We start from the raw sequence: 26,616 nt of genomic DNA on the forward strand, positions 1-26,616 counted from the left end.
CGATTGGTTAATCGATGTACCTCGTGAGGTGCGAGGACCATATGGAGTGCGGGGACCACGGTCAAGGGGGTGGAGCGGGGAGATTGCGGACCCGGCGGGGGGCGCGAGCCGCCTGGTCAGGCCGTCGCGGCGGCCGGGACGGCCAGGCCCAGCCGGTCCGCCACGGCGGTGAGGGCCGGTCCCAGCGGGAGTGCGACCCGGGTGAGGGCCAGGCGGTCGCCGCGGGTGGCGTCGCGGTTGACGATCAGGACCGGCTTGCCCGCGTCGGCCGCCTGGCGGACGAAACGGAGGCCGGACATCACCGTCAGCGAGGAGCCCAGGACCAGCAGCGAGGACGCCGCCCGCACCAGCTCGCGGCAGTGCTCGACGCGCCGCGGCGGCACGTTCTCGCCGAAGAAGACCACGTCCGGCTTGAGGACGCCGCCGCAGACCGCGCAGGGCACCACCTGGAAGTCCCCGACCTGCTCGTCGGTGAGGTCCGCGTCGCCGTCCGGGTTGATCCCGGCGGCCACCGGCGCGAAGCCCGCGTTGACCTCCTCCAGGCGCCGGGCGAGTTCGCCGCGCGGGCTGAAGGCGCCGCAGGACAGGCAGACGACCCGGTCCAGGCTGCCGTGGAGCTCCACGGCACCCTCGCTGCCCGCCGCCTGGTGCAGACCGTCGACGTTCTGGGTGATCACACCGGTCAGCAGACCGTGCCGCCCGAACGCCGCCACCGACCGGTGCCCCGCGTTGGGCCGGGCGCGGCCGAAGGTGCGCCAGCCGAGGTGACTGCGCGCCCAGTACCGGCGGCGGGCCTCGGGCGAACCGGTGAAGTCCTGGTAGGTCATCGGCGTGTGGCGGCTCAGGCTGCCGCCCTCGCCCCGGTAGTCGGGGATGCCCGACTCCGTGGAGATGCCCGCCCCGCTGAGCACCAGCACCCCGCCGGCCCGCAGCGCCTCGGTGACGGGCGCGAGGTCCGTGGTGCCCGGCGGCAGATCGTCTCCCGGGGTCCAGCTCAGAGTGGGACGCATGCGCATGCGGCAAGGGTACGGAACGCGCCGCCGGACGGGACGGGGGCGGGGACGGGGGACGGGACGAGGGCCCGGACGGCTCGGCATGACCTTTTCGGTCCCGGGTGACAGACTTGCACTGTCCAGGGGCCGCAAGGCCCCGCCGGGAAGGCGGCCTGGCGGGAGTGGCCGATGTTCCGCAAGCGTCCCGCACCTGACGGTGAAGAACTGCTCGCCCGGCTGGCCACGCTGACCACGCAGGCCAGGGAGCTGGCCGAGCTGCGGCGGTCCCAGGTGGAGCTGGCGATCGCCCTGCAGCGCGACATGCTCCCGGCGGACCTGCCCGCCATCCCCGGCGTCCGCCTGGCCGCGTGCTACTCGCCCGCGTACGCCGGGCTCAACGTCGGCGGCGACTGGTACGACGCCTTCACCCTCCCCGACGGCCGCATCGGTCTCTCGGTCGGCGACGTCCAGGGCCACGCCATCGACGCGGCCGCCTTCATGGGCCAGGTGCGGGTCGGCCTGCGGGCGCTCGCCTCCGTGACCAGCGAACCCGGCGACCTCCTGGCCTGCACCAACGAACTGCTCCTCGCCCTCAACAAGGACCTGTTCGCCACCTGCACCTTCATGCGCTACGACCCGGCGAGCGGCCTGCTGGAGAGCGCCCGGGCCGGACACGTCCCGTGCGTCCGGGCCACCGCGGACGGCCGGGCCGAGGTCTGCCGGGACGAGGGCGGGCCTCCCCTGGGCGTCCTGGAGGGCGCCGACTACCCGGTGACCCGGTACCGGCTCGCCAGCGGGGGAGTCTTCGTCCTGGTCACGGACGGCGTGGTGGAGGGGCCGTCCCTGAGCGTCGACGACGGCCTGGAGCGGGTGGTGCGGCTGGCCGGTCTCGCCACCGCGGTCGGCATGGAGGCGCACGCCCTGGCGGCCGCCGTGCTCAAGAACGCCGAGCTGATCGGACACGAGGACGACGCGGCCGTGCTCGTCGTCGGCCACGACGGGCGCACCGTTACGCCGTAGGGCGGGACGCGGGGTCTCCTGCCTCGCCGACCCGGCGCCACCGGTGTCTGATGGCTCCCGTGGTGGGTATCCGTGCATGGCCGCGACCGGTCCTCCTCGCCTGCGCGACGCTGCTGGTGGCCGGCGTCTACTACGCGGCGGGGCGGCTGGGGCTGTCGCAGCAGCTGACGGCCGACGGAGCGGTGGTCACGCCCATCTGGCCGCCCACCGGACTGGCGCTCGCCTGCCTGCTCCTGTTCGGGCCGTGGTGCGTGCCGGGCATCGCCCTCGGCGCGCTGCTGGTCGTCCTCTCCCTCGGCAACGCCGGACCCGAGACCGTCGGGATCGTGGCCGGCAACACCGCCGCCCCGGTCTGCGCGTGGCTGATGCTGCGCGCCGTGGGGTTCCGCCTGAGCCTGAGCCGCCTGCGGGACGGACTGGCGCTCGTCTTCCTCGGCGCCCTGGTGGCGATGCTGATCAGCTCGGGAACCGGCGTCGGCATGCTCCTGGTGTCGGGCAAACTCCCCATGGAGCATCTGGGGATCGTCTGGCTGGCCTGGTGGGTCGGCGACGCCGTGGGCGTCGTGCTCGTCACCCCGCTGCTGCTCCTGCTGTACCGCGCCCGGCTGCCGCCCCCGTCCGCGCGCTGGGCCGAGGCCGCCGGGCTCACCGTCGTCGTGGGCGTCCTGGTGCCGCTGATCATGTACAGCTCGGTCAGCGTGATGTTCCTGACCTTTCCGATCCTCATCCTGACGGCGCTGCGCTTCCAGCTGGCGGGCGGCATCCCGTGCGCCCTGTTCGCCTCGGTGATGGCCACCGTCACGGCCCGGCAGGGCGCGGGCTCCTTCGGCAGGCTGACCGAGATCGAGACGATGGTGAAGCTCCAGGCGTTCAACGGGACGCTGGGGCTGACCGCGCTCCTGCTGTCCTCGGTGATCAGCGAACAGCTCAACACCAGACGGTCGGTGGAGCGGGCCTGCCAGGAACTGGTCGAGGCGCTCCAGCACCTGAACGCGGGCGGCCCCGGGACGCCCGGAGCGGACGCCCGGTGATTCCGGCGGCGGGGGCCACCGCCGCCGGAGACGGACGTCAGAAGTCGTAGTCGTCGATGTTGCGGGAGTTGAAGACCGTCGGGTCGCCGAGGGTGATGACGCCGTTCTCGCCGAGCTTGAACCAGCCCATGTCGCCGGCCAGGAACATCTGCCCCTCCCGCCCGGTGATCTGCCCGGAGGCGAGGGCCACGGCGGCGTGACCGGCCAGCTCCCCGAGCTTGGCCGGGTCCCACAGCAGGAACGCCTCCACCGTGCCGTCCTCGATGTAGGGACGCATGTCGTTGGGCGCGCCGAGCCCCGTGAGCTTCACCTTGCCCTTGTACGACGACTGGGACAGGTACTTCGCGGCGGCCTTGATCCCGTTGGTGGTGGGGGAGATGATCCCCTTCAGCTTCCCGTGCTTGCCGAGCAGCTTCTCGGCCTCCTGGTACGACTTCTCGGCCTCGTCGTCGCCGTAGGCGACCTCGACCAGCCGCATGTCCTTGTAGCGCGGGTCGGCCAGCTCCTCCTTGATGCTGCTGATCCAGGCGTTCTGGTTCGTCGCCGTCCGGGCGGCGGACAGGATCGCGATGTCGCCCTGGTAGCCGATCTGCTCACCGAGCAGTTCCAGCTGCCGTACGGCGATGTCCTCGGCGCTCGCGGGCGAGACGAAGGCGTAGCGGCACTCCGGCTTCGTGTCGGAGTCGTAGGTGACGACCTTGACGCCCTCCTCCATGGCCTGCTTCAGGGCGTCGCACAGCGCGTCCGGGTCCAGGGCCGAGACGGCGATGGCGTCGACCTCCTGCTTGGTGAGGTCGTTGATGTGGGACACCTGCCCGGTGGCGTCGGCACCCTGGTCCGTGCCGACTTCCTTGAAGGTCGAGCCGAGGGACTTGACGGCGCGCTCCCCGCCCTGGTCGGCGACCGAGAAGTACGGCGTGTTGACCTGCTTGGGAAGGAAGCCGACGGTGAGGCCCGTCCTGGTGGGGGCGTTGGGGGAGGCCTCGGCGTTCTTGGCGTTCGTCGCCGTGTCGCCGTCCGCCGGTGCGTCGCCCTCACCGCACCCGGCGGTGAGGAGACTGAGGGAGGACACGGCGGCTACGAGTACGGAGGCACGGCGTGCGGGGGTTCTGAGCATGTGCTTCTTTCGCTGGGTCGACGTGCGGCGGTCGAAGACCGTTCACCAGGTGCGTTCAGCCGTGGCGGTCTTGCGGTTGCGCGCACGCGTGGGGCCGCCCGGGCGTGGGGCCGGGCACTGAAAGGATTCAATGGAGCTTGACGGGACGTTAGGCACAAACGCCGTTGTGGTCAATGCACTTGCGGGAAACAGTTGTTGGGGTCCGGCCCCGCGGACCTGCCCCTTCGGGGGTTGCTCAGGCCGGAGTGCGCGTGTCCGGCTCCGCCGCCCTGCCGAGCGTGCGGTCGAAGAGGGTGAGCAGCAGACCGAGCACGGCGGCGGCCAGCATCACCCAGGCGAGCCGGTGCAGGCCGCCGGTGTCCGCACGCTGCCCGAAGGAGGCGGCGGTCGCGGAGGAGGCGACCATCGAGCCGATGTAGGCGAAGGTGCGCAGCAGCCCGGCCGAGGAGGCGGTGCGCCCCGGATCGGCCTGGAAGTAGACGGAGTTCTGCAGGGCCAGGTTGTTCAGCCCCTGCGGGACGCCGAAGACCAGGGCCACCAGGAGCAGCGTCCACAGCGGGCTGTCCCCGCTCAGCGTGAGGATCAGCAGGCAGGCGACGATCTGCCCGGCCGCGCCGAGCAGCAGCTTCCCCCGCACACGCGTGCTGCGCCCCGACACGATCGAGACCGCGATCGCCAGCACGAACATGGGGATCTGCGCCAGACCGGCGTGGAAGGGCGTCAGGCCGAAGCCCTCCTCGGTCCACTGGGTGAAGCCGTAGAGGAAGGCGTACGCGACGGTGTAGGCGACCAGAGCCCGGCCGAAGGTGGCCAGCAGCGGGGTGTTGCCGCCGAGCACGCGCAGGTCGACGAAGGGGGTGGCGGCCCGCAGTTCCCGGACCGCGAACGCGGCCGCGGCGGCGGCCGACAGCAGGAGCAGGTACCAGTCGCGCAGGTGGAGGTTCATCAGGAAGAGCAGCAGCGAGACGAGCATCGCGGCGAACAGGGCCATGCCGGGCAGGTCGAGGCGGGAGGCCAGGCCCCCGTGCCGGACGGGTCCGCCCGCCGGCCGTGTCCTGGGCAGCCGCAGCAGCCCCAGCAGTAAGGCCGCGAGGGCCAGGGGCACGTTCAGCGCGAAGGTGGCGCGCCAGCCGCCCACCGCGATCAGCAGGCCGCCCAGCAGCGGTCCGACGACGGCGATGGTCTGGTTGGCGACCGCCAGCGCGGTGAGCACCCCGCCGGGGCCGTCCCGCCCGGTGCGCTCGGCCTCGCTGCGGACCAGGGCCATCGCCGCGGGGTAGCCGGCGCAGGTGCCGAACCCGAGCAGGACGCGGGCGCCGATCAGGACCCCCAGGCCGGGGGCGAGGGCGCCGACGGCGCCGGCGACGCCCACGAGGCCGGTGGCCAGGAGGAAGAGCCGGCGCGGCCCGAAGACGTCGATGAGCCGGCCGACGACGGGCTGGCCGAGCGACGTGGCCAGATAGAGCGCGGAGACGAGCCAGGCGGTCTGCGAGGCGGGCGCGCCCAGCGCCCTGCCGATCGGGACGAGGGCGACCGCGATGATCGTCGAGTTGACCGGGTTGAGCACCGAACCGAGCAGCATCGGCGGCAGCAGGCGGCGGTCGAAGGCGGGCTCCGCCGCGCCGGCCGCCGCGCCCGCCTTCGCCTCAGTCACGGGTCAGTCGCTCCAGTACGGCCATGGTGGCGATCACCGCGCGGCGCTCCTCCTCCGTGCACCTGGCCTGCAGGCGGTCGGCGAGCCACTCCGTCCGGGCCTGCCGGCCCTCCTCCACTCGGCGCACGCCCTCCGCGGTCAGCGTGATCAGCAGGCGGCGTCCGTCGTCCGGGTCGGGACGGCGCTCCACCAGCCCCCTGGCGGCGAGTGCCGCGACCGTCGCCGTCATCGACTGGTGCCGGACCCCCTCGGTGGCGGCGAGTTCGCTGGCCGTGACATCCCCCTTGTCCGACAGCCGGGCCAGGACCGAGGACTGACCGAGGGTGAGGTCCTCGACCTCGGACGCCTTCAGGATGCGCCGGCGCAGCCGGCTGATGACCGCACGGACCTCGCGCGAGGCCTGGACGGCCGAGGCGGAGGGGCTCTCGTTCTCGCTCATGCCCCCAGGCTAATGTCCACAGGGCGAGCTGTACAGGTTGGACTGTATATATGGTGCACGAGGTCGCGCCGAGGACCGACTCCGCACGGGTGGCGAGTCCGGCCGGACCGGCGACCGTCCGCGTGGCCTGCCGGGCCTCCGGCGCTCCCGTCGAGTACGACGTCTACAGCAACGACGCCCGGTCTTACCCCGGCCACGGCGGTTGCGCCCCCGTCCCCTCGTCGACGCCGACGACGCCCGGCTCCCAGGAGTGCCCCCATGCCGACCCCTTCGCCCCGCCGTCGCGGGCCCCGCACCACGCGCGCCCTGAACGGCACGGTGTGCCTGCTCGCCCTCGCCGGTACGGCCCTCGCCTCCGCGCCGGCAGCGCCCGCCGCTCCCGCCCCGGCCACCGGCGCCGCGGAACCGCCCGCCCCGGTCTCCTGGCGCGCGGACCTGTCCCGGACCGGCGCCGACGACGTGAACGTCCGGTACGACGCGGGCGCGCTGCGGGTGCGCGACGGCTCCGTCAGCCCCGCCTCCCTCGGCCGCGACCGGGGCTACGCCTCCGCGGTGCTGGAGACGCACCACGTGGACCGGCCCGTGAACCGGGTCGCCGTGGACCTGGACGCGACGGTGCCCGACGCGGCGAGCGTCGAGACCGACGTGCGCGGACGCACGGCCGGCGGAACCTGGACCGAGTGGCGGCGGGCGGCGCCCGGCGCACCGGCCGAGCTGCCCCGCGACGTCGTGGACGTCCAGGCCCGGCTCACCCTGTGGAACGCCGCGGGCGAGCCCACCGCGACCGTACGGGCGGTGACCCTGACGGCGGACGACGCGGGCACCGCCCCCGCCGAACCCGCACCGTCGACCAGGGCCTCCGCCTTCTCCGCCCGCGTCTACGCCACCCGCGAGGGCCTCGTCGGACACACCACCGCCAACGGGCACGTCATCCAGACCAACGACCACTTCGTGGCCCTCCCCTCCCGCCGCGCCCTGTCGCCCAACGGCAGTGCGCAGTACTCGGTGCAGGTGTGCGGGCCCGTCCGCTGCGAGACCGCGCCGGTGTGGGACGTCGGCCCGTGGAACACGCACGACGACCACTGGAACCCCTCGGCGCAGCGCGAGCAGTGGAAGGACCTGCCGCAGGGCCGTCCCCAGGCGCAGGCCGCCTACGAGGACGGCTACAACGGCGGGCGCGACGAGTTCAACCGGCAGGTCGCCAACCCGGCCGGCATCGACCTGGCCGACGGCACCTTCTACAACGTCGGCCTCGACGACAACGGCTGGGTGACCGTCACCTACCTGTGGACCGAGGGCGGCGGCGACACCACGTCGTTCTCGACCTGGGGCACCGACGTGAGCGTCCGGCAGCAGGCGACGACCGCGTCCACGCGCGTGGCGAGCCTGCCCGGGCCCACCACCGTGCGGGTGCGGTGCCAGGTCCACGGCCAGCTCGTGGACTACGACGGCTACAGCAACGACGCCTGGTCCTACCTGCCGGACTACGGCGGCTACGTCTCCAACGTCTTCCTCGACGTGGCCGACGCCTGGCTCCCGGACGTGCCCACCTGCTGACGACTCGTCGGCGGCGCCGGTGGCGACCGTCGGCGCCGGTGGCCACACCCGTCAGGGCCGCGGCGCCGGCGCTCGCGGTGAGCCGGGGAGGGGAGTTCCGCCGGCTCACCGACGTGCCGGAGCACCTCGCCCGGGAGAGCGCGGCGGCCCGGCTCGTCCCCGGCTCCGCCCGCGACCGGCCGGATCCGTCAGGGTGCTTCGTCGGCGAGGTGACCGGCCCGCCGGCCGTCAGGCGAGGGTGAAACGCACCGGGGTTCCGGCCGTGGCCTGGGCCGCCGCAGCGAGCGCCGGCTCGGGGACGACCGCGACGACGGGGTAGCCCCCCGTCGTCGGGTGGTCGTGCAGGAAGATCACCGGGCGCCCGTCCGGCGGAACCTGCACGGCGCCCAGCACCATGCCCTCACTGGGCAGTTCCCCGGTGGAGGTGCGCTGCAGCGGCGGCCCCTCGGTGCGCAGGCCTATGCGGTTGCTGTGCGGCGAGACACGGTAGGCGGCCGAGGTGAGCGTGCGCAGCGCGGCCGGGGAGAACCAGTCGGCGCGGGGGCCCAGGCGCACCGGCAGGACCAGTTCGGCGGGCGGTCCGGGCCAGGGTGCGGCGGCGGACGCCGGCACCGGCCGCCGCGGAGAACCCACCGGCACGATGTCCCCGTCCCGCAGGGGGGCCGGGCCCAGCCCCGACAGCAGGTCCGTCGAGCGGCTGCCCAGAACGGGCTCGGCGGCCACGCCGCCCGCGACGGCGACGTACGAGCGGACTCCCGCGGTCGCCGCGCCGACGTCCAGGACGGAACCCGCCGGCACCCGCACCGGGGTGCCCCAGGCGGCCGGCCCGCCGTCGACCGTCACCGGGCAGGGCGCCCCGCCGACGACCACGGTGACGTCCCGGTCGGGCCGCAGGGCGCAGCCGGTCAGGGTCGTCTCCAGGACGGCGGCGTCCGGGTCGTTGCCGAGGAGGCGGTTGGCGAGCCGCATCGCGGGCGCGTCCAGCGCGCCGGAGCGGGGGACGCCCAGGTGGGCGTGGCCGGGCCGGCCCGCGTCCTGCACGGTCGTGAGCGCGCCGGAGCGCGCGACCGTCAGCCCGGCCGTCATGCCCCGGCCTCCGGGCTCGTCGCCTGCGCCGCCGCGGAGCCGGTCCCGGTGCCGTCCGCCGCCGCGTCCGCTGTGACAAACCGCACACGCGTCCCCGGTGTGAGCAGCGCCGCACGCTCCCGTGCGGGATCCCACAGCGGCCGCGGGTCGGGCATGGTGCCGATGAGCTGCCAGCCGCCCGGGGTGGCCCGCGGGTAGACGGCGCTGTAGGGACCGGCGAGGGCGACCGCGCCGGCCGGTACGCGGGTCCTGGGCGTGGACCGGCGGGGGACGTGCAGGCGGGGCGGCAGCCCGGTGAGGTAGCCGAACCCGGGAGCGAAGCCGCAGAACGCCACCCGGTAGGTGTGCGCCCGGTGCAGGGCGCCGACCTCCTCCGGCGCGACTCCCCACAGGGCCGCCACGTCGGCCAGGTCCGGCCCGTCGTAGCGCACGGGGATCTCCACCGCCTCGCCCGTGTCGTCGGCGACCGGCGGCACCTCCCAGCCGTCCACCGCGCGGGCCAGCGCCTCCGGGTCCGCCACCCCGTCCAGCAGGACGGTCCGCGCCCCCGGCACCACCTCCGTGACCGGCGGCAGCGTCCCGGCGGCGCGCCGGCGCAGCACCTCGGCGTGGAAGGCCGCGGTGTGCTCGGCGTCGGGCAACTCGACCAGGAGGGCATGGCGGCCGGCCGGACGCGCGGCGAGGGACCGCCCGCCGCTCACGCGAACGCCCCGATCCCGACCCCGGCCGTCTCCAGGGCCGCACGCACCCGGGCGGCGATCCGGGCGGCGTTCGGGGTGTCGCCGTGCACGCACAGGGAGCGGGCGGCGACCGTGACCGCCGTACCGTCCACCGCCTCGACGGAGCCGTCCACGGCGAACGCCACCGCACGGCGCACCACCGCGTCCGCGTCGGTCACCACCGAGCCCGGCTCGCGGCGGGGGACCAGGGTGCCCCCGGCGGTGTAGGCGCGGTCGGCGAAGGCCTCCGGGACACCGGTGAGCCCCGCCTCGGCGGCGGCCACGAGCAGCCGCGAGCCGGGCAGGCCGAGCACGGGCAGCGCGCCGCCCGCCAGTCGCACCCCGGCCACGACGGCACGGGCCTGGTCGTCGTCGTGGACGGTGCGGTTGTAGAGCGCGCCGTGCGGCTTGACGTAGGCGACGGTGGCCCCGGCGGCCTCGGCGAAGACCCGGAGCGCGCCGATCTGGTACGCCACCTCGGCGGCCAGTTCGCCGGCCGGGACGTCCATGGCGCGCCGTCCGAAGCCCGCCAGGTCGCGGTAGGAGACCTGGGCCCCGATCCGCACCCCGCGCTCCGCGGCGAGGTCGCAGACGCGACGCATCACCGAGGGGTCGCCCGCGTGGAAGCCGCAGGCGACGTTGGCGCTGGTGACGACGGAGAGCAGGGCGTCGTCGTCGGTGAGGGTCCAGCGGCCGAAGCCTTCACCGAGATCTGCGTTGAGGTCGATCACCCTCCGAAAGTAGACGATCGTTGAACGATCCGACAAGAGATGCGTGGCTCGTCGTCTTCCGTGAACGGTGAGGATTCACCTCTTGTTAGATCGTTGAACGATCGCTAGTGTCCGTGCATCTGCCACGTATCCGGAGCTATGGTCCCCGGGACCGATGAGTCACGTTCCGAAGCTCCGGATCCGTGCCCTGCCCCCTCATGCCTGAAGAAGGCCACCGAATGATCGTTCTCCTCGGTGTGGTCGTGGTGATCCTCGGATTCGTCACGCGCCGCAACCCCGTCCTCGTGGTGGGCGTAGCCGGTATCGTCACCGGACTGCTCGGCAAGATGAACCCGCTGGAGGTCCTCGCGGCCTTCGGCCGGTCCTTCGCCGACAGCCGCTCGGTCACCGTCTACGCCATCGTGCTCCCGGTGATCGGGCTGCTCGAGCGCTACGGCCTGCGCGAGCAGGCCCGCCGTCTCATCGGCCGCCTGGGCAAGCTCAGCGCCGGCCGGTTCCTCACCGTCTACCTGCTGGTCCGGCAGGTCACCGCGGCCTTCGGCCTCAACAGCATCGGCGGCCCGGCGCAGACCGTGCGGCCCCTGGTGGCACCCATGGCCGAGGCCGCCGCCGAACGCTCCACCGGGGCCAGGCTGCCCGACAAGCTGCGTGAGAAGGTGCGCTCCTACTCGGCCTCGGCCGACACGGTGGGCGTCTTCTTCGGCGAGGACTGCTTCATCGCCATCGGCTCCATCCTGCTGATCACCGGCTTCGTGAACTCCACGTACCACCAGGACATCGAGCCGACCCAGCTCGCCCTGTGGGCGATCCCGCTGGCCGTCTGCGCCTTCCTCATCCACGGTGCCCGGCTGCTGCTCATGGACAAGCAGCTCGAACGCGAGATGGCACAGGCCGCCGCCGAGCACGACCTGCCGCTTCCCGAGGGGGCCGACAAGTGATCAAGGTCGAATGGCTGTACTGGCTGATAGGCCTCGTCTTCGTGGTCATGGCCGTGCAAATGGCCACGGACCGCAGCAACCCCAAGCGGTGGACGTCCGCCGCGTTCTGGGGCCTGCTCGGGCTCACCTTCCCCTACGGCACCGGCGTCGCCAACGCCACCGCGGACAACGGCGGCTGGACCCTGCCCGCCGAACCGCTCGGCGTCGCCGTCCTCGCCCTGATCGTGCTGGCCGGCTTCAACTTCCTCGGCAAGGGCGTTCCGGTCACCACCACCGGCGAGCAGCGCGAGGCCGCCGCGGGCCGGCTCGGCAACAAGATCTTCATCCCCGCGCTGACCATCCCGCTCGTCGCCATCGTCTGCGCCTCCGTGCTGGACGAGTCCGGGCTCTTCGAGTCGGGCAAGGCCACCCTCCTCGGGCTCGGCCTCGGCTGCATCGCGGCGCTCGTCGTCGGCATGTTCGTCACCGGCGAGAAGAAGGTCTCCGTCCCGATCCACTCCGGCCGCTCCATGCTGGAGGCGATGGGCTCCGCCCTGCTGCTGCCCCAGCTCCTGGCCGTGCTCGGCTCGATCTTCGCCGCCGCCGGAGTCGGCGACCAGGTCGGCGACATCATGAACAAGGTCCTGCCCGACGACTCGAAGTACCTCGCCGTCCTCGCCTACTGCGTCGGCATGTTCCTGTTCACCGTCATCATGGGCAACGCCTTCGCCGCCTTCCCCGTGATGACCGCGGCGATCGGCTGGCCGGTGCTCATCCAGCAGATGCACGGCAACGAGCCCGCCGTCCTCGCGATCGGCATGCTGGCCGGTTTCGCCGGCACGCTGTGCACGCCGATGGCCGCCAACTTCAACATCGTCCCGGCCACCCTGCTCGAACTGAAGGACCAGTACGGGCCGATCAAGGCACAGCTCCCGACGGGCATCGCCCTGCTCGGCTGCTGCACGGTCATCATGGCGCTCTTCGCCTTCTGACCGCCCCGCCCCCGACCGCCGGCGCGGGCCCCGCCCGGCCGGCCCCCGTACGACCCGAACCGCAAGGCAAGGAACGCCCATGACCCGTGTCCTCATCACCGGCTTCGCCCCCTTCGGCGGCGAACGCGTGAACCCGTCCTGGCAGGCGGCGTCCCTGGTGGCCGCCGAACCGCCCGCCGGGCTCACGGTCACCGCCGTCGAACTGCCCTGCGTCTTCGGCGCGTCCCTCGACGCCCTGCGCGAGGCCGTCCGGGCGGTCGGCCCCGAGCTGGTGCTCTGCCTGGGACAGGCGGGCGGACGCCCCGGCGTCACCGTCGAGCGCGTCGGCATCAACATCGACGACGCCCGCATCCCCGACAACGCCGGCGCGCAGCCCATCGACGAACCGGTGGTCCCGGGCGGCCCCGCCGCCTACTTCTCCACCCTGCCCGTCAAGGCGTGCGTCGCCGCGATGCGCGAGGCCGGGGTCCCGGCCGCCGTCTCCCACACGGCCGGCACCTTCGTCTGCAACCACGTCGCCTACGGTCTCGGCCACCTCATCGCCACCGAGTTCCCGCACCTGCGCGGCGGGTTCGCGCACGTGCCCTGGGCGCCGGAACAGGTCCCCGACGGCACCGCGCCCGCCCTGCCGCCCGCCACCGTCGCCCACGGCCTGCGCGCCCTGCTGGCCACCGCCGCCCGCACCCCCGCCGAGCAGGACCTGAAGGTCACCGAAGGAGCCACCCACTGATGCCGCTCAGCGCCCACGCGGCCGCCTTCGCCCAGCTCGCCCTGGCGAACGTCACCCGCGAGTACCCCAACTTCCCCGCCCACCTGGTCACGTCGGCAGACGAGCAGCTCGAACCCCGCCTGCTGCACCCCGCCTTCTACGGCGCCTACGACTGGCACTCCTCGGTGCACATGCACTGGCTGCTCGTCCGCCTGCTCCGCCGCCACGGCGGCACCCCCGCGCTCCCGGACACCGAGACGGTCGTCGCCGTGCTCGACCGGCACCTCACCCCCGCCAACCTCGCGGCCGAGGCCGCCTACCTGCGCGACCGGCCGTCCTTCGAGCGGCCCTACGGCTGGGCGTGGCTGCTCGCCCTCGCCGCCGAGTGCCGGGCGCACGGCGGCGCGGAGGGCGAACGCTGGACCACGGCACTGCGGCCGGCCGTGGACGCCGTCGACGGTCTGCTGGCCGGCTGGCTGCCCAGGGCCACTTATCCCGTACGCCACGGCAACCACCCCAACAGCGCCTTCGCGCTGAGCCTCGCCCTGGACTCGGGCGAACTGTCGGACGGGACCGGCCGGGCCGTGCGGGAGCGGCTGCTGAGCTGGTTCGCCGACGACCACGACGCGCCCGCGCACTGGGAACCGTCGGGACAGGACTTCCTGTCCCCGGCGCTCACCGAGGCCGACGCGATGCGCCGGGTCCTCGCCCCGGAACGGCTCGCGGCATGGCTCGACCGCTTCCTGCCCGGGCTCGGGGCGGGTGCGCCGTGCGCGCTGCTGGAGGTGCCGGTGGTCTCCGACCACGCCGACCCCCAGATCGGCCACCTGCTCGGCCTGACGCTCAGCAGGGCCGCGGCACTGCGCTCCCTCGCCGAGGCCCTGCCCGACGGCGCGGTCCGCACCCGCCTGGCCGAGGCGGCGGCCGCGCACCTCACGGCGGGCATGCCGGCGGTGGAGCGCGGTGACTTCACCACCGACCACTGGCTGGCGACCTTCGCCGCCCTCGCCCTCGACCCGCCCGCCCCGGCCCAGCCGCGCCACTGACACCGCGACACCCGGGAAGCACGAGGCCGCCCCCGGTCAGGGCCGGTCCGGGCCGTCCAGTCGCCGCAACGCCCGCACCAGGGCCGCGACACCGGCCTCGGCCTTCGACCGGGGGCAGCCGACGTTGAGCCGCACCCGTCCCGGGGACCCGTACGCCGACCCGGGCATGATCGCCACCTTCTCCACCCGCACCAGCTCGCGCTGCAACTCCTCGTCGTCGACGCCCAGCGGACGCAGGTCGATCCACGCCAGGTAACCCGCCTGCGGCGGCCGCCACTCCAGGTGCGGGAACGCCTCGCGGAGACGGCCGGCGACCAGCGCGAGGTTGCCCGCGAGATAGTCCCGCAGCGCGTCCAGCCAGGGCGCTCCCTCGCGGTACGCCGCGATGTGGCCGACCAGCGACAGCACCGCGGGGGAGGAGAGCCCGTCGGCCTCCTTCAGCTCCCGCAGATACGCCTCGCGTGAGCCCGGGTCGCCGATGATGCCGTAACTCCCGGTCAGTGCCGGGATGTTGAAGGACTTGGACGCCGAAGTCACCACGGCCCAGCGGCCGTCGCCGCCGTGCCGGGCCCAGGGCCGGTGGACGTACGGGGCGTGCGCCAGGTCGGAGTGGATCTCGTCGCTGACGACCGCGACGTCGTACCGCGCGCACAGCCGGGCCATCCGGTCCAGTTCACCGGCCGACCACACCCGGCCCGTCGGGTTGTGCGGCGAGCACAACAGCAGCACGGCCGTGTCCGGCAGCGCCAGCAGCCGTTCCAGCTCCGCCCAGTCGTCGAGGGGGCAGGCCAGGAGTCGCCGGCCGCTCGCGGCAACGGTCTTGGGGAACGCGTCGTACATCGGGGTGTGGGCGACGACGCCGTCGCCCGGCCGCGACCACAGGCGCAGCAACCGCGAGATCTGGTAGACGACGGACGGCGCGTACACGACCGTGGCGGGGTCCACCTCCGTGCCGTGCCGCGACGCGTACCAGTGGACGACCGCCGAGAGGAAGTCGTCCTGGCGCCAGCGCGAGTAGCCGAGCACCCCGTGGTCCAGACGGCGGCGCAGCGCCGCCAGCACCTCCGGGGCGGTCTCGAAGTCCATGTCGGAGATCGTGAACGGCAGCAGGTCCGGCACCCCGAAACGGTCCTGGACGTAGTCCCACTGCGTGCACCAGGTGCCGTGCCGGTCCACGGGCGTGTCGAAGTCGTACGGCGCGATTGCGGGCGCCGGCGGGGCGGGGGAGGAGCGCTCGGTCATGGTCAGCCCACCGGGAGCATCGTCGCGATGGCGTCCTTCACGGACTGGACCTGCGGGCCGACGACGACCTGCACGGTGTGCCCGTCGAGCTTGATGACACCCACCGCCCCGAGCTTCTTCAGCCGTGCCTCGTCGACCTGCCCGGCGTCGACCACCGTCATCCGCAGGCGGGTGATGCAGTTGTCCAGCGACCGGATGTTGCCCGCGCCGCCGAGCGCTTCGAGCATCGCGACCGCGTCGTACTTCCCCGCGACCAACTCCCGCGCGGGCTCGGGAATCCCGCCGCCCGGCGTCCCGTCCGGGTCCTCCTTCCGCTCCCCGCCGTGCTCGGGTGCGTCCCCGTCCTCGGCGGGCGGGTCCTCGCGGCCGGGCGTCTTGAGGTCGAAGCGGGTGATGGCCCAGCGGAACAGGAAGTAGTACCCGGCGAACCACACCGCCGCGATCACCGGCACCAGATACCACTTGGTCGACGAGCCCTGGAGCACACCGAAGACGAGCCAGTCGATGACGTTGCCGTCCGTGTTGCCGATGAAGACGCCGAGGACGGCCGCCGTGAGGAAGCCGAGACCCACGAGGACCGCGTGGACGGCGTACAGCCACGGGGCGACGAAGAGGAACAGGAACTCCAGCGGCTCCGTGATGCCGCCGACCACACAGGCGACCACGCCGGACACGAGCAGGGCCTTGATCTCGGGGCGCATCCGGCGGTTCGCGCAGTGGTACATCGCGAGCGCGGCACCCGGGAGTCCGCCCAGGTAGACGGCCATCTTGCCCTGGGAGAGGAAGTGCGTCGCATCCGTGACCGCGGCGTCGGGAGCGGCCGAGCAGTCCAGTTGGGCGTAGAACAGGTTCAGGGCGCCGGAGACGTGGTCGCCGCACACCGTTCCCGAACCGCCGACGTCCGTGAAGCGGAACATGGCGACGAGGATGTGGTGCAGGCCGATCGGGCGCAGCAGGACCTCGCCCATGCCGAAGAAGAACGGTCCGAAGACGCCGGTGTGCCCGATGCCGCGGCCGACGGCGTTGATCCAGCCGTTGAAGGTCGGCCACACCAGCGGAATGAGCAGTCCGAGCACGCTCAACACCAGGGCGGACACGATGGGAACGAAGCGCAGCCCGCCGAAGAAGGCCAGCGCGTCCGGCATCCGCTGGGTGCGAAAACGCCGGTGGAGCAGGCTGACGACGATGCCGACGGCCACGGCGCCGAGCAGCCCGGTGTCGATGGACTGCACGCCCAGCACGTCGGCGATGCCGTAGTGCTCGACCGCCTTCTCGTCCTCGAAGTCGACGCCCTTGGCGGTGAGGTAGAAGTTCACCGCGAGGTTCATGGCGACGAAGCCGACGAAACCGGAGAAGGCGGCCACGCCCTTGTCCTCGCGGGCGAGACCGAGCGGGATCGCCATGGCGAACAGGACGGGCAGGAAGGTGAAGGCGACCAGACCCGTGTTGGCCATCCAGGTGAAGACGAGGTGGAAGCCCTCGCCCTTCAGGAAGGCAACGTTGTCAGTGACCGCCTCGCTGGACAGGGAGGAGCCGATGCCCAGCATGATCCCGCAGAACGCGAGCAGGGCCACCGGGAGCATGAACGTCTTGCCGAGCCCCTGGAGGAATTCCCAGAGGGCGGCCTTGGTCTTCTGCATGTGTTCGGGTCTTTCGGGCCTGGGGGGACGGACCCGTCCGCTCGCCGTGGCGAGGCGGAGCGGGCCGGCGGGCATACCGGCGGCGGAGGCACGTCGAGGGGGCGGCCCAAGCCGTGGGCGCTGCCCGGGGATCACCCGGTGACCGCGCCCAGCAGGGCCGTTCCGCCGCGGGGATCACATCACAGCGGGTCGGTGGCTGTCCATGGCCTCCTTCGCCGCCCGCCCCCGGCACGGCACCGGCGCCCGTCCCCGGCACGGCACCGGCGCCCAGTACCGGCGCCCGGCGTGAGGCGGGACGGCCACGGGGAGGATCCAGCCGCACCCCACCACTCACGTCGGAAAGGCAGGCACCGATGCGCCGTCTCCTCGCCCGATCACTCGCCACCGCCCGGGCCCCCCTGGCCAGAGGCGTCGCGGCCGCCCTGGCCCTCGCCGTGGCGTCCTCCGTCCTCGCCGCGTCCACGAGCACGGCCGCCGCTCCCGCCACAGCGGGGGCGGAGCATCACCCCGGGCGCGACGCCTGGTTCACGTCCTGGGCCGCCTCGCAGCAGGGCCTCGCGCCCACCCCGCTGCGGGACCAGTCGCTGCGCATGATCACCCACCTGAGCCAGGGCGGTGACGCGGTGCGGATACGCGTCCAGAACACCTTCGGCCGGACGCCGCTCACCGTCGACGCGGCGACGGTGGCCCACAGCGACGGCAAGGACGCCGCGACCCGGGGACGCCCGAGCGCCGTCACGTTCGACGGCAGCCGCCGGGTCGTCGTCCCGGCGGGCGGCGAGGTGTGGAGCGACACCACCGCGCTCAGGACCGCCGCGCAGGACGACCTCGCGGTGTCGCTCTCCGTCTCGGGCACGGTGGCTCCGGGGCGGCACGAGAGCGCCTTCCGCACCAACTACCTGACCCCGCCCGGATCGGGCGACCACACCGCCGATCCGGCCGGCACCGCGTACACCGCGACGACCGGCTCGACCCTCCTGGTCAGCGCGGTCGACGTGCGCAACCCGCGCCTGCGCGGCAGCCTCGTCGCCTACGGCAGTTCGGTCGTCGACGGAACGGGGTCGACCAACTGCGGGCCGGACTGCAGCCGCCCGGGTGCCGACCTGCGCTGGACCGACGTCCTCGCCCGGCGGATCGCCTCGGAACTGCCGCCCACCCGGCAGTTCGCCCTCGCCAACGCGGGCATCGGCGGCACCACCAGCGCCGCGACCTGCCCGGGCATCGGTGAACCGGTCCGGGGCCTGGACGCCGCCGCCCGGCTGGAGCGCGACGTCCTGGCCCTGCACGGGGTCACGGGCGTCCTCTACTACTACGGGACCAACGACCTCCCGGCCGGCTGCGACGCCGCCCAGATCGAGGCGAGTTACCGCGCGGTCTTCGGACGCCTGAGGGCCGCCGGCATCAAGGTGTACGTCACGCCCATCACCCCGCGCCCGGGCTACACGGACCAGCACAACCGCGACCGGCACGCCGTCGGCAGGTTCGTCGCGCAGTGGAACAACTGCGGCGGCACCTGTGACGGCGTCCTCCCCTTCGACCGGGTGCTCGAAGACCCCGTGCGGCCGAACAGCATCCACCCGCCCTACGACACCGGTGACGGGGTCCACGCCAACATCGCCGGCCAGCAGGCCCTCGCCGACATCGTCTCGCTCCCGATGCTGGCGGCGTCGGCCCGCCGGTGAGCCACCGGCCCGGGTCATGAACTCCCGGGCGGGCGGAGGGCGTCGACGACGAGGTCGAGCAGGCGGCGGGTGCGCTCGGCCTCGTCGTCGGCGGCCGTCGACAGGAACACGCCGAGGAGCATCGCGGTGACGTCGTCGGGGGCCACGTCCGCCCGGAGGGTGCCCGCCCGCGCACCCTCGGCGAGCATGGTGCCGATCGCGGCGGTGATGCGCTCGCGGGTGGCCGGCGTCGCCAGGCGGCCCGAGGCCCAGGCGCTGTGCAGGGTGTTGAGCATGGAGCGCTTCGTCGCGACGAAGGCCGCGTAGCGCTCCATCCACGCGCGCAGGGCCCGGTCGGGGGGCAACTCCTCCAGCAGCGCGGCGGCGCCGGCCGTGACGTCGTCCAGTTCGGCGGCGTAGACGGCCTCCACCAGGGCCTCGCGGGTGGGGAAGTGGCGGTAGAGCGTGCCGATGCCGACCCCCGCCTCGCGGGCGATGCCGTCCAGGGGGACGGTGTCGTCCGCGGCCGTGAAGGCGGCCCGCGCGGCGGCGACGAGCTTCTCGCGGTTGCGCCGTGCGTGGGCGCGCAACGGCCGTTCGGCGCCGGTGCCCCGGTCGGGCCGGTCCGCGGCGGCGCGCGGATCCTGGTCGGGAGTCAAAGCGGAGGATCCTCCGGTAGTGCTACAGTCGCAGAAGCGGAGGGTCCTCCGCTTCTGTCATCTTCTCACGAGGACGGACTTCCCATGACCTCGACCGGTTCCTCCTCCTCTTCCCGTGCCACCGGCTCCGGCACCCCTCGCCCCGGCGGGGCGGCACCGCTCGCCGGCCGCACCGTCTCGCGGATCGGCTACGGCGCCATGCAGCTCGAACGCCTGCGCTCCGACCGCGCCGCCGCCGTCGCCCTCGTGCGCCGTGCGGTGGACCGCGGCGTCGACCACCTCGACACCGCCCAGTTCTACGGCGACGGCTTCGTCAACGGGATCATCCGGGAGGCGCTCGGCCCCTCCGACGACGTGGTCGTCGTGAGCAAGGTCGGCGCCGACTCCGACCCCGGCGGCCCCCGGCCGCTGCGCCCCGCCCAGCGGCCGGAGGAACTGCGGGCGAGCGTGGAGGACAACCTCAGGAGCCTCGGCACCGACCGGATCGCGGTCGTGAACCTGCGCCGCCTGGACGCCGGCCCCGGCCTGCGCGCCGAGGGGGACCAGCGGGTGGGCCTCGACGACCAGCTCGCCGAGCTGACACGGCTGCGCGACGAGGGCAAGATCGGCGCGATCGGTCTGAGCAGCGTGACCCCGGACGGACTGCGCCGGGCCCTTCCGGCGGGCGTCGTCTGCGTGCAGAACGCCTACAGCGTGGTGAGCCGCGACGACGAGGACATGCTCGCGCTCTGCTCCGCCGAGGGCATCGCCTGGGTGCCGTACTTCCCGCTCGGCGGCGCCTTCCCCGCCCTGCCCAAGGTCGTCGACGAACCCGCGGTGCGCACCGTCGCCGCGGCGCTCGGCGTGACGCCGGCCCAGGTGGGTCTCGCCTGGCTGCTCCACCACGCCCCGAACGTGCTGCTCATCCCGGGCACCGCCGACCCCGGCCACCTGGACGCGAACCTCGCCGTGGGCGGGATCGCCCTGGACGCGTCGTCCCTCGCGGCGCTCGACGCCGTGCGCAGCCGGTCCGCGGACGTGCGGCTCTGACCGGGGGACCCGCGCGGCCCCGGCGGTGTCACAGGGTGCGCAGGCCCCGGTCGGCGAAGGCGACGAGCCACTCGAAGCTCTCGTCGACGTCGGTGCTCCACTGGAAGCCGTCCGAGGCCTGCAGTGTGGCGAAGCCGTGGAAGAGGCTGCGGAGCAGGCGCAGGGCGTGGTTCACGTCGCGGTCGGGGATGTCGTAAGCGCGCAGGACCGCGTTGAACGCATCGAGCAGCCGCTGTCCCGCGGCGGCCAGGGGGTCGTCCGGCCCCGACGGCTCCTGGCCGAGTGTCGCCGCGTACCGGCCGGGGTGGGCCAGGACGAAGGCCCGGAAGGCGCGCGCCGCGGCCGCCAGGGCGTCACGGCCCGCGTACCCCCGGACCGCGCCGCCGACGGCCTCGGCGGCCTCCTGAAGCGCGAGGACCGCGATCCGCCGGACGAGGTCGTCCTGACCGCCGACGTGCTTGTACAGGGACGGTGTGCGTACGCCGAGCCGCCCGGCGAGCAGGCCCATCGTCAGGCCGGCGAGGCCCACCTCGTCGGCCAGTGCGGCACCGGCCGCCACCACGGCCGCCGGATCCAGGCCCGCCCTAGGCACGGGCGGCGTCCGAGCGCAGGAAGGCCAGCACCAGGGAGGCCACCTGGTCGGGGAACTGGTCGTGCGGGTAGTGACCGGCGCCCTCGATCATCTCCAGGCGCCCGAGGCCGGACGGCAGCGCGCCGACGACCGCCGCGCCCTCGGCGTACGGGTCCGCCCAGTCCGGGTCGAGGGTGCCCATCACGACCAGCACCGGGCAGCGCACGTTGCCGAGCTGTTCGCCCGCGTCGGTCGGCGCGCTGCGGCCCATGTTCTGCAGGGCCTTCATCCGGCCCGGCTCGCGCAGCCGTGACTCGACGAGGCCGAGCCGCTCGGCCCAGTCGGCGGGCCTCACGCCCGGGTACGCCACGTCCAGGTACGAGCGCCACAGGCGCAGGCTGCCGAACAGGCCCGCGCCGAGCAGCCGCACCATGCCCCGCCGAAACCGCCGCACCCGCAGGTCGCCGAGGCGCACCGACTGCTTGCGGGTGAACGGCGCCAGCTCGACGACCGCCGTGACCAGCGCGGGTTCCCGTGCCGCGGCGATGGTGGCGGCGCCGCCCGAGATCGAGTGGCCGACCAGGACGGCCGGGCCGCCCAGGTGCCGGATCAGGGCGAGCAGGTCACCGGCGAGGGCGGTGCGGCTCCACTCCGCCCAGTCGACGCCGGACTCGCCGCAGCCGCGCAGATCCACCGAGGCGACCCGGTGACCGGCCGCCACCAGCCGCGGGACCACGGCGCGGTACGCGGCACGGCTGTCGCCCATGCCGTGGGCGAGCACGATCAGCGGGCCCGATCCCGCCACCTCGTACGCGATCGTGCCGCCGTCGACGGCGAGGTACTCGGTCATGTCGCACTCCCAGGGGTGGCCGATGGCGCTGGCTAATGACATTAACTAAAAGCTACTGCCATTAGCCAAGGCTGTCAACGGCCCGCCCCCGGCCCCCGGTCGGCGGGGGCGGGCCGTCCTGTCGCGCGCCGGACGGCCGACTCCACCTCGCGGTGCGGGAGGCCGGTCTCGGCGGCGTAGTCGGCGATGCCCCGGGCGAGGGCCGCGGTGGCGTCGGACCAGACGGCCAGGGCGACCGTGGCGTTCTCACCCCTGTTGTTGCGGTAGCGGTCGTCCGCGGCCTCGACGGCACGCCTGAGTTCGATGAGTCGTCTCGGGATTTCCATGGTCGGAAAGCGTAGGGCGGCAGGGCGTGCGACCAGGTGTCTTGCCGAGCGGGAGTGCTCTCGACGGGGGCAGTCGTCGTTGCCCCCGCCGGTGCCCGTGCGGCCCGGTGGTGTCGCGGGGCCCGGGGGTGCGCCGCCCGGCGACGGGCTTGACCCTGTGGGTGCGCGCCGGTTAGAACGTGGGCACGCCCGGATGGTAAGCGGTTTCTACAACGAAGAGGACCACGCATGACGCTCTCACTCACCCATGTGCACGGCGACCGCGTCACCGTGGCCCACGGGGCGGCCGGGACCGAGCTGTTCTCCTACGTGTACCGCCCCGAGGCCGGCTGGGAGGCGCCCAAGCCGTACCTCCACCCGGTCCGGACCCTGTCCGGCGCGCCCGTCACCGACTACCGGCCCCACGACCACCGCTGGCACAAGGGCCTGCAGTTGACCGCCTCCCACCTCTCCGGACAGAACCTGTGGGGCGGCAACACCTACGTCCACGGCCAGGGGTACCTCGCGCTGCCGGACAGGGTCGGCTCGATGGCCCACGTCTCCTTCGAGGAGGTCGGCGCCGAGGGGGACCGCGCCGTCGTCGCCGAGAAGCTGACCTGGCACCCGCACGACGGTGACCTGTGGGCCGAGGAGGAGCGCCGGATCGAGGTCGGCGACATCGACCCGGACAGCGGCAGTTGGACGCTCACCTGGACCTCGGCGGTGACCAACCGGCGTGCCGAACCACTGCGGTTCGGCAGCCCGACCACCCACGGGCGCCCCGCCGCCGGATACACCGGACTGTTCTGGCGCGGCCCGCGCGCCTTCCGCGGCGGCCGGGTCTTCACCGCCGACGGGGCCGGGTCCGGCGAGGCCCCTCCGATGGGCTCCCAGTCCCCCTGGCTGGCCTATGTGGGCGAGCACGACGGACGGGACGGCCACGCCACGCTCGTCTTCGAACACGCCCCGTCCAACGACCACTTGGGAGAGAAGGGTGCCCACCCGGCGCACTGGTTCGTGCGCAGCGACCCCTTCGCCGCGGTCGCACCCTCCTGGGCCTTCCACGAGGAACTGGTCCTGCCGCCGGGCGAGACCCTGGCCCGGACCTACCGCGTGCTCGTCGCCGACGGCGCCTGGGACCGTGCACGGGTCGCCGCGCACCTCGAGCAACTGGGGTGGTGAGCCCGGCGCACGACGGCCCACCGGCGGCGGGCCGGACGGTGTGACAGGATCCCGGGTCCATGAGGGAAGCGACTGAAGCGACTCGGGCCGCCGTGGTCCTCGCCGGGTACGGCCCGGTGGGGCAGGCGTTCGCCGACTGGCTGCAACGGGACTCGGCGGCGCTCGCACACCGTCACGGCGTACGGCCGCGGGTCGCCGCCGTACGCGCGAGTACGGCCCAGTGCGCCACCGGCGCCGACGGGTCGGTGCCGCCGCGCCCGCAGTGGGGTCCCCTGCGACCGCTGGGCGAGACGTTCGAGCGCACCGGCGCGCGCGTGTTCGTCCAGGCCGTCCCCTCCACGCCCGGAGTGCGGCAGCGCGCGGCGGAGGAGGCCGTCGCCGCACTGCGCCGGGGCATCCACGTGGTGACGGCCACCAAGAGCCACCTGCTGACCCACTGGCGGGAACTGGCCGAGGCCGCCCGGGCGGGCGGCAGCACGATCAGGATCTCCGGGGCCACCGGCGCGGCGCTCCCGGCGGGCGACCTGGCGCGCACCTCCCTGCGCGGCCTGGACTGCCGGACGGTCCGTGCCTGTCCCAACGGCACCGTCACCTTCGTGCTCGACCGCCTCGCCGAAGGCGGCACCCTGGCCGACGCGGTCCGTGCCGCGCAGCTACGGGGCATCGCGGAGGCGGACCCCTCGGCGGACCTGTCGGGCGAGGACGCCGCCACCAAGGTGCGCCTGCTGGCCGCGCTGCTCTGGGGCTGGGACCCGGCGGAGGTACGGGTGCGGGCGCAGCCGGTCGACGCGGCCGCCGCGGCCCGGGCCCGGGACGCCGCTGCCCGGTCCCGCCGGCTGCGGGCGGTCGCCGGCGCCTCGGCGGACGAACCGGGTGTCGTACGCGTACGGCTGGAGGAGACGGAGCCCGGGGATCCGCTGCACGCGCTGAGCGGACCCGAGAAGGCCGTTGTCTTCGGCTGCCCCGACGCGGGCGACGTGACCGTGAGCGGCGGCCGGTCGAGTCCGGTGGGAGCGGCACTGGCCCTGGTGAAGGACACCGTCGAGGTCACGGCCCCGCGCACCGGCTTCCAGTGAGGCGCGGGCCCGGCGGCCGGGGACGACCGCCGCCGGTTCCCGGGTGCGCGGACCCGTGCACAGCAGGCGTACAACGTTTCGAAAGCGTCGCGAGTCTCCCTGTTCAGCCACGCTCAATCCACGCTTCACCTGGAGTTGTCCGCATGCCTCGGTTCAGCATTGTCATTCCGGTGTTCAAGGTGCAGGGGTACCTTCGCGAGTGCCTGGACTCGGTCGTGGGACAGTCGTACCGGGACATCGAGGTGATCGCCGTGGACGACTGCTCACCGGACTCCTGCGGCGCGATCATCGACGAGTACGCCGCCCGCGACGACCGCGTCAAGGCCGTCCACCTGCCGGAGAACGTCGGCCTGGGCCGGGCGCGCAACGCCGGGCTCCGGCACGCGCGGGGCGACTACGTCCTGTTCCTCGACAGCGACGACACCTACACCCCCGGCCTGCTGGAGGCGCTGGCCGGCCGGCTCGACGCCGTCGGGGAGCTGGACATCCTCGTCTTCGACCACGTGCGCACCTACTGGTGGGGCAGGGGCGGCCGCAGCCAGACCGCGGGCCTGTTCGAGAAGGCGGGCACGGACGTCTTCCGCCTCCAGGACCGGCCGGAGTACGTGGAACTCTTCCTGGTGGCCTGGAACAAGGCGTTCCGCCGCGAGTTCTTCCTCGAACAGGGCCTGCAGTACGCCCCCGGTCTGTACGAGGACGCGCCGGTCACCCACATGGCGATGGTCACGGCCGAGCGCATCGGCTGCCTGAACCGGGTCGGTGTCGAGTACCGCCAGCGCCGCCAGGGCGCGATCACCAAGACGCCGGGACGCAAGCACTTCGACATCTTCGCGCAGTACGAGGGGCTGTTCGCGTTCCTCGCCGAGCGGCCCGAGCTGGCCTGGGCCACCCCCATGCTGTTCGAACGGGCCGTGTTCCACATGCTGTTCGCGCTCAAGCGCCCCGAGCGGGTCCGGGCCGCCGACCGCAAGGAGTTCTTCGAGCGCACCGCCGACTTCTACGCCGCCCACGTCCCGGACGGCTTCACGGTGCCCGACGGGCCGACCGGGGTGTACATGCGGGCCGTGGCCAAACGGCTCTACCGCGCCTACCGGGCAACCCAGTTCGCGGCCCGCGCCAAGGCGGCGGGGCCCACCAGGGTCCTCAAGGCCAAGACCAAGGTCGGCAGACGGGCCTACGCGGGCCTGTACACCCTCCAGCGCAGACGTTCCCCCGACCCCCGCCTCGCCGTCTACTCCTCGTACTGGGACCGGTTGCCGTCCTGCAACCCGCTCGCCGTCTACGAGAAGGCCAGGGAACTCGTCCCCGACGTGCACGGCGTCTGGGTGGTGCGCAAGGAAGTGGCCGGGCGGGTGCCCGAGGGCATCGACCACGTGGTGCGCGGCTCGCGCCGCTACTGGGAAGTGATGGCCCGCGCGCGGTACTTCGTGAACAACGTCAACTTCCCCGACCACATCGTCAAGCGCCCCGGACAGCTCCACCTCCAGACCCACCACGGAACCCCGCTCAAGCGCATGGGCCTCGACCAGAGGGCCTACCCCGCGGCCGCCCGGGGCATGGACTTCGACCGCCTCCTGGACCGCGTGGACCGGTGGGACGTCAGCGTCTCCTCCAACCCGCACTCCACCAAGCAGTGGGAGCGCGTCTACCCCGGCTCCTACGAGTCCCTCGACGTGGGCTACCCGCGCAACGACCGCTACTACCGCGCCGGCGCCGAGGAGGTCGCCGCCGTCCGCGCCCGGCTCGGCATAGCCCCGGGCCGGACCGCGCTGCTGTACGCGCCGACCCACCGCGACTACCGGACGGACTGGACCCCCTCCTTCGACCTGGCCCGCCTGGCCGGCGCTCTGGGCGACGAGTTCGTCCTGCTGGTGCGCACCCACTACTTCTACGACCGCAGTCCGGAGCTGAGCGACCTCGCCGCACGGGGCGCGGTCATCGACGTGTCCGGCCACCCCTGCGTCGAGGACCTCTGCCTGGCCGCGGACGCGCTCGTCACCGACTACTCCTCCCTCACCTTCGACTACGCCAACCTCGACCGGCCCATCGTCGTCCACGCCGACGACTGGGAGATCTACTCCCAGGTCCGCGGCGTCACCTTCGACCTCCTCTCCGGCCGCCCCGGCGACACCCCGGGCGCGGTGGCCACCACCGAGGACGAGCTCATCGACACCTTCCGCAGCGGCCGCTGGCGCGACACCGAGACCGCCGGCCTGCGCGCGGCCTTCCGCGAGCGCTTCTGCCCGTACGACGACGGACACGCCGCGGAGCGCGTGGTGCGCCACTTCTTCCTCGGTCAGGAGACAGCTCCCGGGATAATCCCGCTCGCGCAGCGCACCCCGGCCCCCGCCCCCGCCGCGGCACCGGCCCTCGGCTGACCGGGACCCGACG

The 26,616-nt window shown here is 73.7% G+C and carries 26 protein-coding genes; 13 read left to right on the plus strand and 13 right to left on the minus strand.

Annotated elements, in window-relative coordinates; genetic code table 11:
- Positions 1-116: 116 nt before the first annotated feature.
- Positions 117-1,016 carry an NAD-dependent protein deacetylase gene (locus Sdi02f_RS05640; protein ID WP_108932786.1) on the minus strand — a complete coding sequence of 300 codons (900 nt, stop codon included), beginning with the start codon at positions 1,014-1,016 and terminating at the stop codon, positions 117-119.
- Between the two features lie 165 nt (positions 1,017-1,181).
- Between Sdi02f_RS05640 and Sdi02f_RS05645 the strand changes: the two genes are divergently transcribed.
- Positions 1,182-2,012: a PP2C family protein-serine/threonine phosphatase gene (locus Sdi02f_RS05645; RefSeq protein ID WP_030401274.1), complete on the plus strand. Its 831-nt coding sequence runs from the start codon at positions 1,182-1,184 to the stop codon at positions 2,010-2,012.
- A 50-nt stretch (positions 2,013-2,062) separates the two neighbouring features.
- Entirely contained in the window at positions 2,063-3,043 is a 981-nt protein-coding gene (locus tag Sdi02f_RS05650; RefSeq protein WP_108932787.1) for an MASE1 domain-containing protein, read from the plus strand.
- A gap of 37 nt (positions 3,044-3,080) precedes the next feature.
- Here Sdi02f_RS05650 and rhaS read toward each other — a convergent pair whose 3' ends face one another.
- The 3 genes from rhaS to Sdi02f_RS05665 all read right to left on the minus strand — a co-directional run bounded on the left by rhaS (position 3,081) and on the right by Sdi02f_RS05665 (position 6,253).
- Complete coding sequence (rhaS, locus tag Sdi02f_RS05655; protein ID WP_030401272.1) at positions 3,081-4,160, minus strand: rhamnose ABC transporter substrate-binding protein; 1,080 nt, start codon at positions 4,158-4,160, stop codon at positions 3,081-3,083.
- 235 nt (positions 4,161-4,395) lie between these two features.
- Positions 4,396-5,814, minus strand: coding sequence for an MFS transporter (locus Sdi02f_RS05660; RefSeq protein ID WP_108932788.1), 1,419 nt, complete (start codon positions 5,812-5,814; stop codon positions 4,396-4,398).
- Positions 5,807-6,253, minus strand: coding sequence for a MarR family winged helix-turn-helix transcriptional regulator (locus Sdi02f_RS05665; RefSeq protein ID WP_030401270.1), 447 nt, complete (start codon positions 6,251-6,253; stop codon positions 5,807-5,809). The genes Sdi02f_RS05660 and Sdi02f_RS05665 overlap by 8 nt, the downstream gene beginning before the upstream one ends.
- Positions 6,254-6,511: 258 nt before the next feature.
- On the opposite strand from Sdi02f_RS05665, the gene Sdi02f_RS05670 reads away from it, so the two are divergent.
- Together Sdi02f_RS05670 and Sdi02f_RS05675 are read left to right on the plus strand one after the other, a co-directional pair.
- Positions 6,512-7,810: a DUF8814 domain-containing protein gene (locus Sdi02f_RS05670; protein WP_108932789.1), complete on the plus strand. Its 1,299-nt coding sequence runs from the start codon at positions 6,512-6,514 to the stop codon at positions 7,808-7,810.
- Between the two features lie 38 nt (positions 7,811-7,848).
- Positions 7,849-8,052 (plus strand): hypothetical protein, encoded by a 204-nt coding sequence (locus Sdi02f_RS05675; protein ID WP_051783372.1) that lies wholly within the window; start codon positions 7,849-7,851, stop codon positions 8,050-8,052.
- Here the strand turns inward: Sdi02f_RS05675 and Sdi02f_RS05680 are convergent.
- The 3 genes from Sdi02f_RS05680 to Sdi02f_RS05690 are packed head-to-tail and all read right to left on the minus strand — an operon-like array spanning position 8,039 to position 10,346.
- Positions 8,039-8,896 (minus strand): 5-oxoprolinase subunit C family protein, encoded by an 858-nt coding sequence (locus Sdi02f_RS05680; RefSeq protein WP_053639639.1) that lies wholly within the window; start codon positions 8,894-8,896, stop codon positions 8,039-8,041. The two genes, Sdi02f_RS05675 and Sdi02f_RS05680, sit on opposite strands and share 14 nt — an antisense overlap.
- Positions 8,893-9,597 (minus strand): 5-oxoprolinase subunit B family protein, encoded by a 705-nt coding sequence (locus Sdi02f_RS05685; RefSeq protein ID WP_053639640.1) that lies wholly within the window; start codon positions 9,595-9,597, stop codon positions 8,893-8,895. Before Sdi02f_RS05685 ends, Sdi02f_RS05680 begins: the two co-directional genes overlap by 4 nt.
- A complete protein-coding gene (locus tag Sdi02f_RS05690; protein WP_108932790.1) occupies positions 9,594-10,346 on the minus strand; it encodes a LamB/YcsF family protein in 753 nt (250 codons plus the stop codon). The genes Sdi02f_RS05685 and Sdi02f_RS05690 overlap by 4 nt, the downstream gene beginning before the upstream one ends.
- 218 nt (positions 10,347-10,564) lie before the next feature.
- Between Sdi02f_RS05690 and Sdi02f_RS05695 the strand changes: the two genes are divergently transcribed.
- From Sdi02f_RS05695 to Sdi02f_RS05710, 4 genes are all read left to right on the plus strand, one after another.
- Complete coding sequence (locus tag Sdi02f_RS05695) at positions 10,565-11,284, plus strand: DUF969 domain-containing protein (RefSeq protein ID WP_031083945.1); 720 nt, start codon at positions 10,565-10,567, stop codon at positions 11,282-11,284.
- Positions 11,281-12,255 (plus strand): DUF979 domain-containing protein, encoded by a 975-nt coding sequence (locus Sdi02f_RS05700; protein WP_030401263.1) that lies wholly within the window; start codon positions 11,281-11,283, stop codon positions 12,253-12,255. Before Sdi02f_RS05695 ends, Sdi02f_RS05700 begins: the two co-directional genes overlap by 4 nt.
- 79 nt (positions 12,256-12,334) lie before the next feature.
- Positions 12,335-12,985 carry a pyroglutamyl-peptidase I gene (gene pcp, locus Sdi02f_RS05705; protein ID WP_030401262.1) on the plus strand — a complete coding sequence of 217 codons (651 nt, stop codon included), beginning with the start codon at positions 12,335-12,337 and terminating at the stop codon, positions 12,983-12,985.
- Positions 12,985-14,010: a DUF2891 domain-containing protein gene (locus Sdi02f_RS05710; RefSeq protein ID WP_053639642.1), complete on the plus strand. Its 1,026-nt coding sequence runs from the start codon at positions 12,985-12,987 to the stop codon at positions 14,008-14,010. The genes pcp and Sdi02f_RS05710 overlap by 1 nt, the downstream gene beginning before the upstream one ends.
- 36 nt (positions 14,011-14,046) lie before the next feature.
- Here Sdi02f_RS05710 and Sdi02f_RS05715 read toward each other — a convergent pair whose 3' ends face one another.
- Positions 14,047-15,252 carry a MalY/PatB family protein gene (locus Sdi02f_RS05715; protein ID WP_108932791.1) on the minus strand — a complete coding sequence of 402 codons (1,206 nt, stop codon included), beginning with the start codon at positions 15,250-15,252 and terminating at the stop codon, positions 14,047-14,049.
- 2 nt (positions 15,253-15,254) lie between these two features.
- On the minus strand, positions 15,255-16,892 hold the full coding sequence (gene malX, locus Sdi02f_RS05720; RefSeq protein WP_108932792.1) for a maltose/glucose-specific PTS transporter subunit IIBC: 1,638 nt from the start codon (positions 16,890-16,892) through the stop codon (positions 15,255-15,257).
- Between the two features lie 353 nt (positions 16,893-17,245).
- Between malX and Sdi02f_RS05725 the strand changes: the two genes are divergently transcribed.
- On the plus strand, positions 17,246-18,574 hold the full coding sequence (locus tag Sdi02f_RS05725; RefSeq protein WP_053639645.1) for an SGNH/GDSL hydrolase family protein: 1,329 nt from the start codon (positions 17,246-17,248) through the stop codon (positions 18,572-18,574).
- A 14-nt stretch (positions 18,575-18,588) separates the two neighbouring features.
- Here Sdi02f_RS05725 and Sdi02f_RS05730 read toward each other — a convergent pair whose 3' ends face one another.
- On the minus strand, positions 18,589-19,212 hold the full coding sequence (locus tag Sdi02f_RS05730) for a TetR/AcrR family transcriptional regulator (protein ID WP_030401257.1): 624 nt from the start codon (positions 19,210-19,212) through the stop codon (positions 18,589-18,591).
- Between the two features lie 84 nt (positions 19,213-19,296).
- On the opposite strand from Sdi02f_RS05730, the gene Sdi02f_RS05735 reads away from it, so the two are divergent.
- Positions 19,297-20,241, plus strand: coding sequence for an aldo/keto reductase (locus Sdi02f_RS05735; protein WP_108932793.1), 945 nt, complete (start codon positions 19,297-19,299; stop codon positions 20,239-20,241).
- Between the two features lie 28 nt (positions 20,242-20,269).
- On the opposite strand, the gene Sdi02f_RS05740 is transcribed toward Sdi02f_RS05735, so the two are convergent.
- The 3 genes from Sdi02f_RS05740 to Sdi02f_RS05750 form a co-directional block, all read right to left on the minus strand.
- Complete coding sequence (locus Sdi02f_RS05740) at positions 20,270-20,803, minus strand: TetR/AcrR family transcriptional regulator (protein ID WP_108932794.1); 534 nt, start codon at positions 20,801-20,803, stop codon at positions 20,270-20,272.
- A gap of 22 nt (positions 20,804-20,825) precedes the next feature.
- The gene (locus tag Sdi02f_RS05745; RefSeq protein ID WP_108932795.1) at positions 20,826-21,662 is read right to left on the minus strand and encodes an alpha/beta fold hydrolase; all 837 of its coding nucleotides are present in this window, start codon (positions 21,660-21,662) and stop codon (positions 20,826-20,828) included.
- 74 nt (positions 21,663-21,736) lie between these two features.
- Entirely contained in the window at positions 21,737-21,988 is a 252-nt protein-coding gene (locus tag Sdi02f_RS05750) for a hypothetical protein (RefSeq protein ID WP_053639647.1), read from the minus strand.
- A gap of 228 nt (positions 21,989-22,216) precedes the next feature.
- Here Sdi02f_RS05750 and Sdi02f_RS05755 point away from each other — a divergent pair, with 228 nt between their 5' ends.
- The 3 genes from Sdi02f_RS05755 (at position 22,217) to Sdi02f_RS05765 (ending at position 26,603) form a co-directional block, all read left to right on the plus strand.
- Positions 22,217-23,149 (plus strand): DUF6807 domain-containing protein, encoded by a 933-nt coding sequence (locus Sdi02f_RS05755; protein ID WP_030401252.1) that lies wholly within the window; start codon positions 22,217-22,219, stop codon positions 23,147-23,149.
- Between the two features lie 59 nt (positions 23,150-23,208).
- The gene (locus Sdi02f_RS05760; protein WP_108932796.1) at positions 23,209-24,225 is read left to right on the plus strand and encodes a homoserine dehydrogenase; all 1,017 of its coding nucleotides are present in this window, start codon (positions 23,209-23,211) and stop codon (positions 24,223-24,225) included.
- 143 nt (positions 24,226-24,368) lie between these two features.
- A complete protein-coding gene (locus tag Sdi02f_RS05765) occupies positions 24,369-26,603 on the plus strand; it encodes a bifunctional glycosyltransferase/CDP-glycerol:glycerophosphate glycerophosphotransferase (RefSeq protein WP_108932797.1) in 2,235 nt (744 codons plus the stop codon).
- Positions 26,604-26,616 lie beyond the last annotated feature (13 nt).

Origin of the sequence: Streptomyces ardesiacus, from assembly GCF_003112575.1 — a bacterium.
Taxonomy (GTDB): Bacteria; Actinomycetota; Actinomycetes; order Streptomycetales; family Streptomycetaceae; genus Streptomyces; species Streptomyces ardesiacus.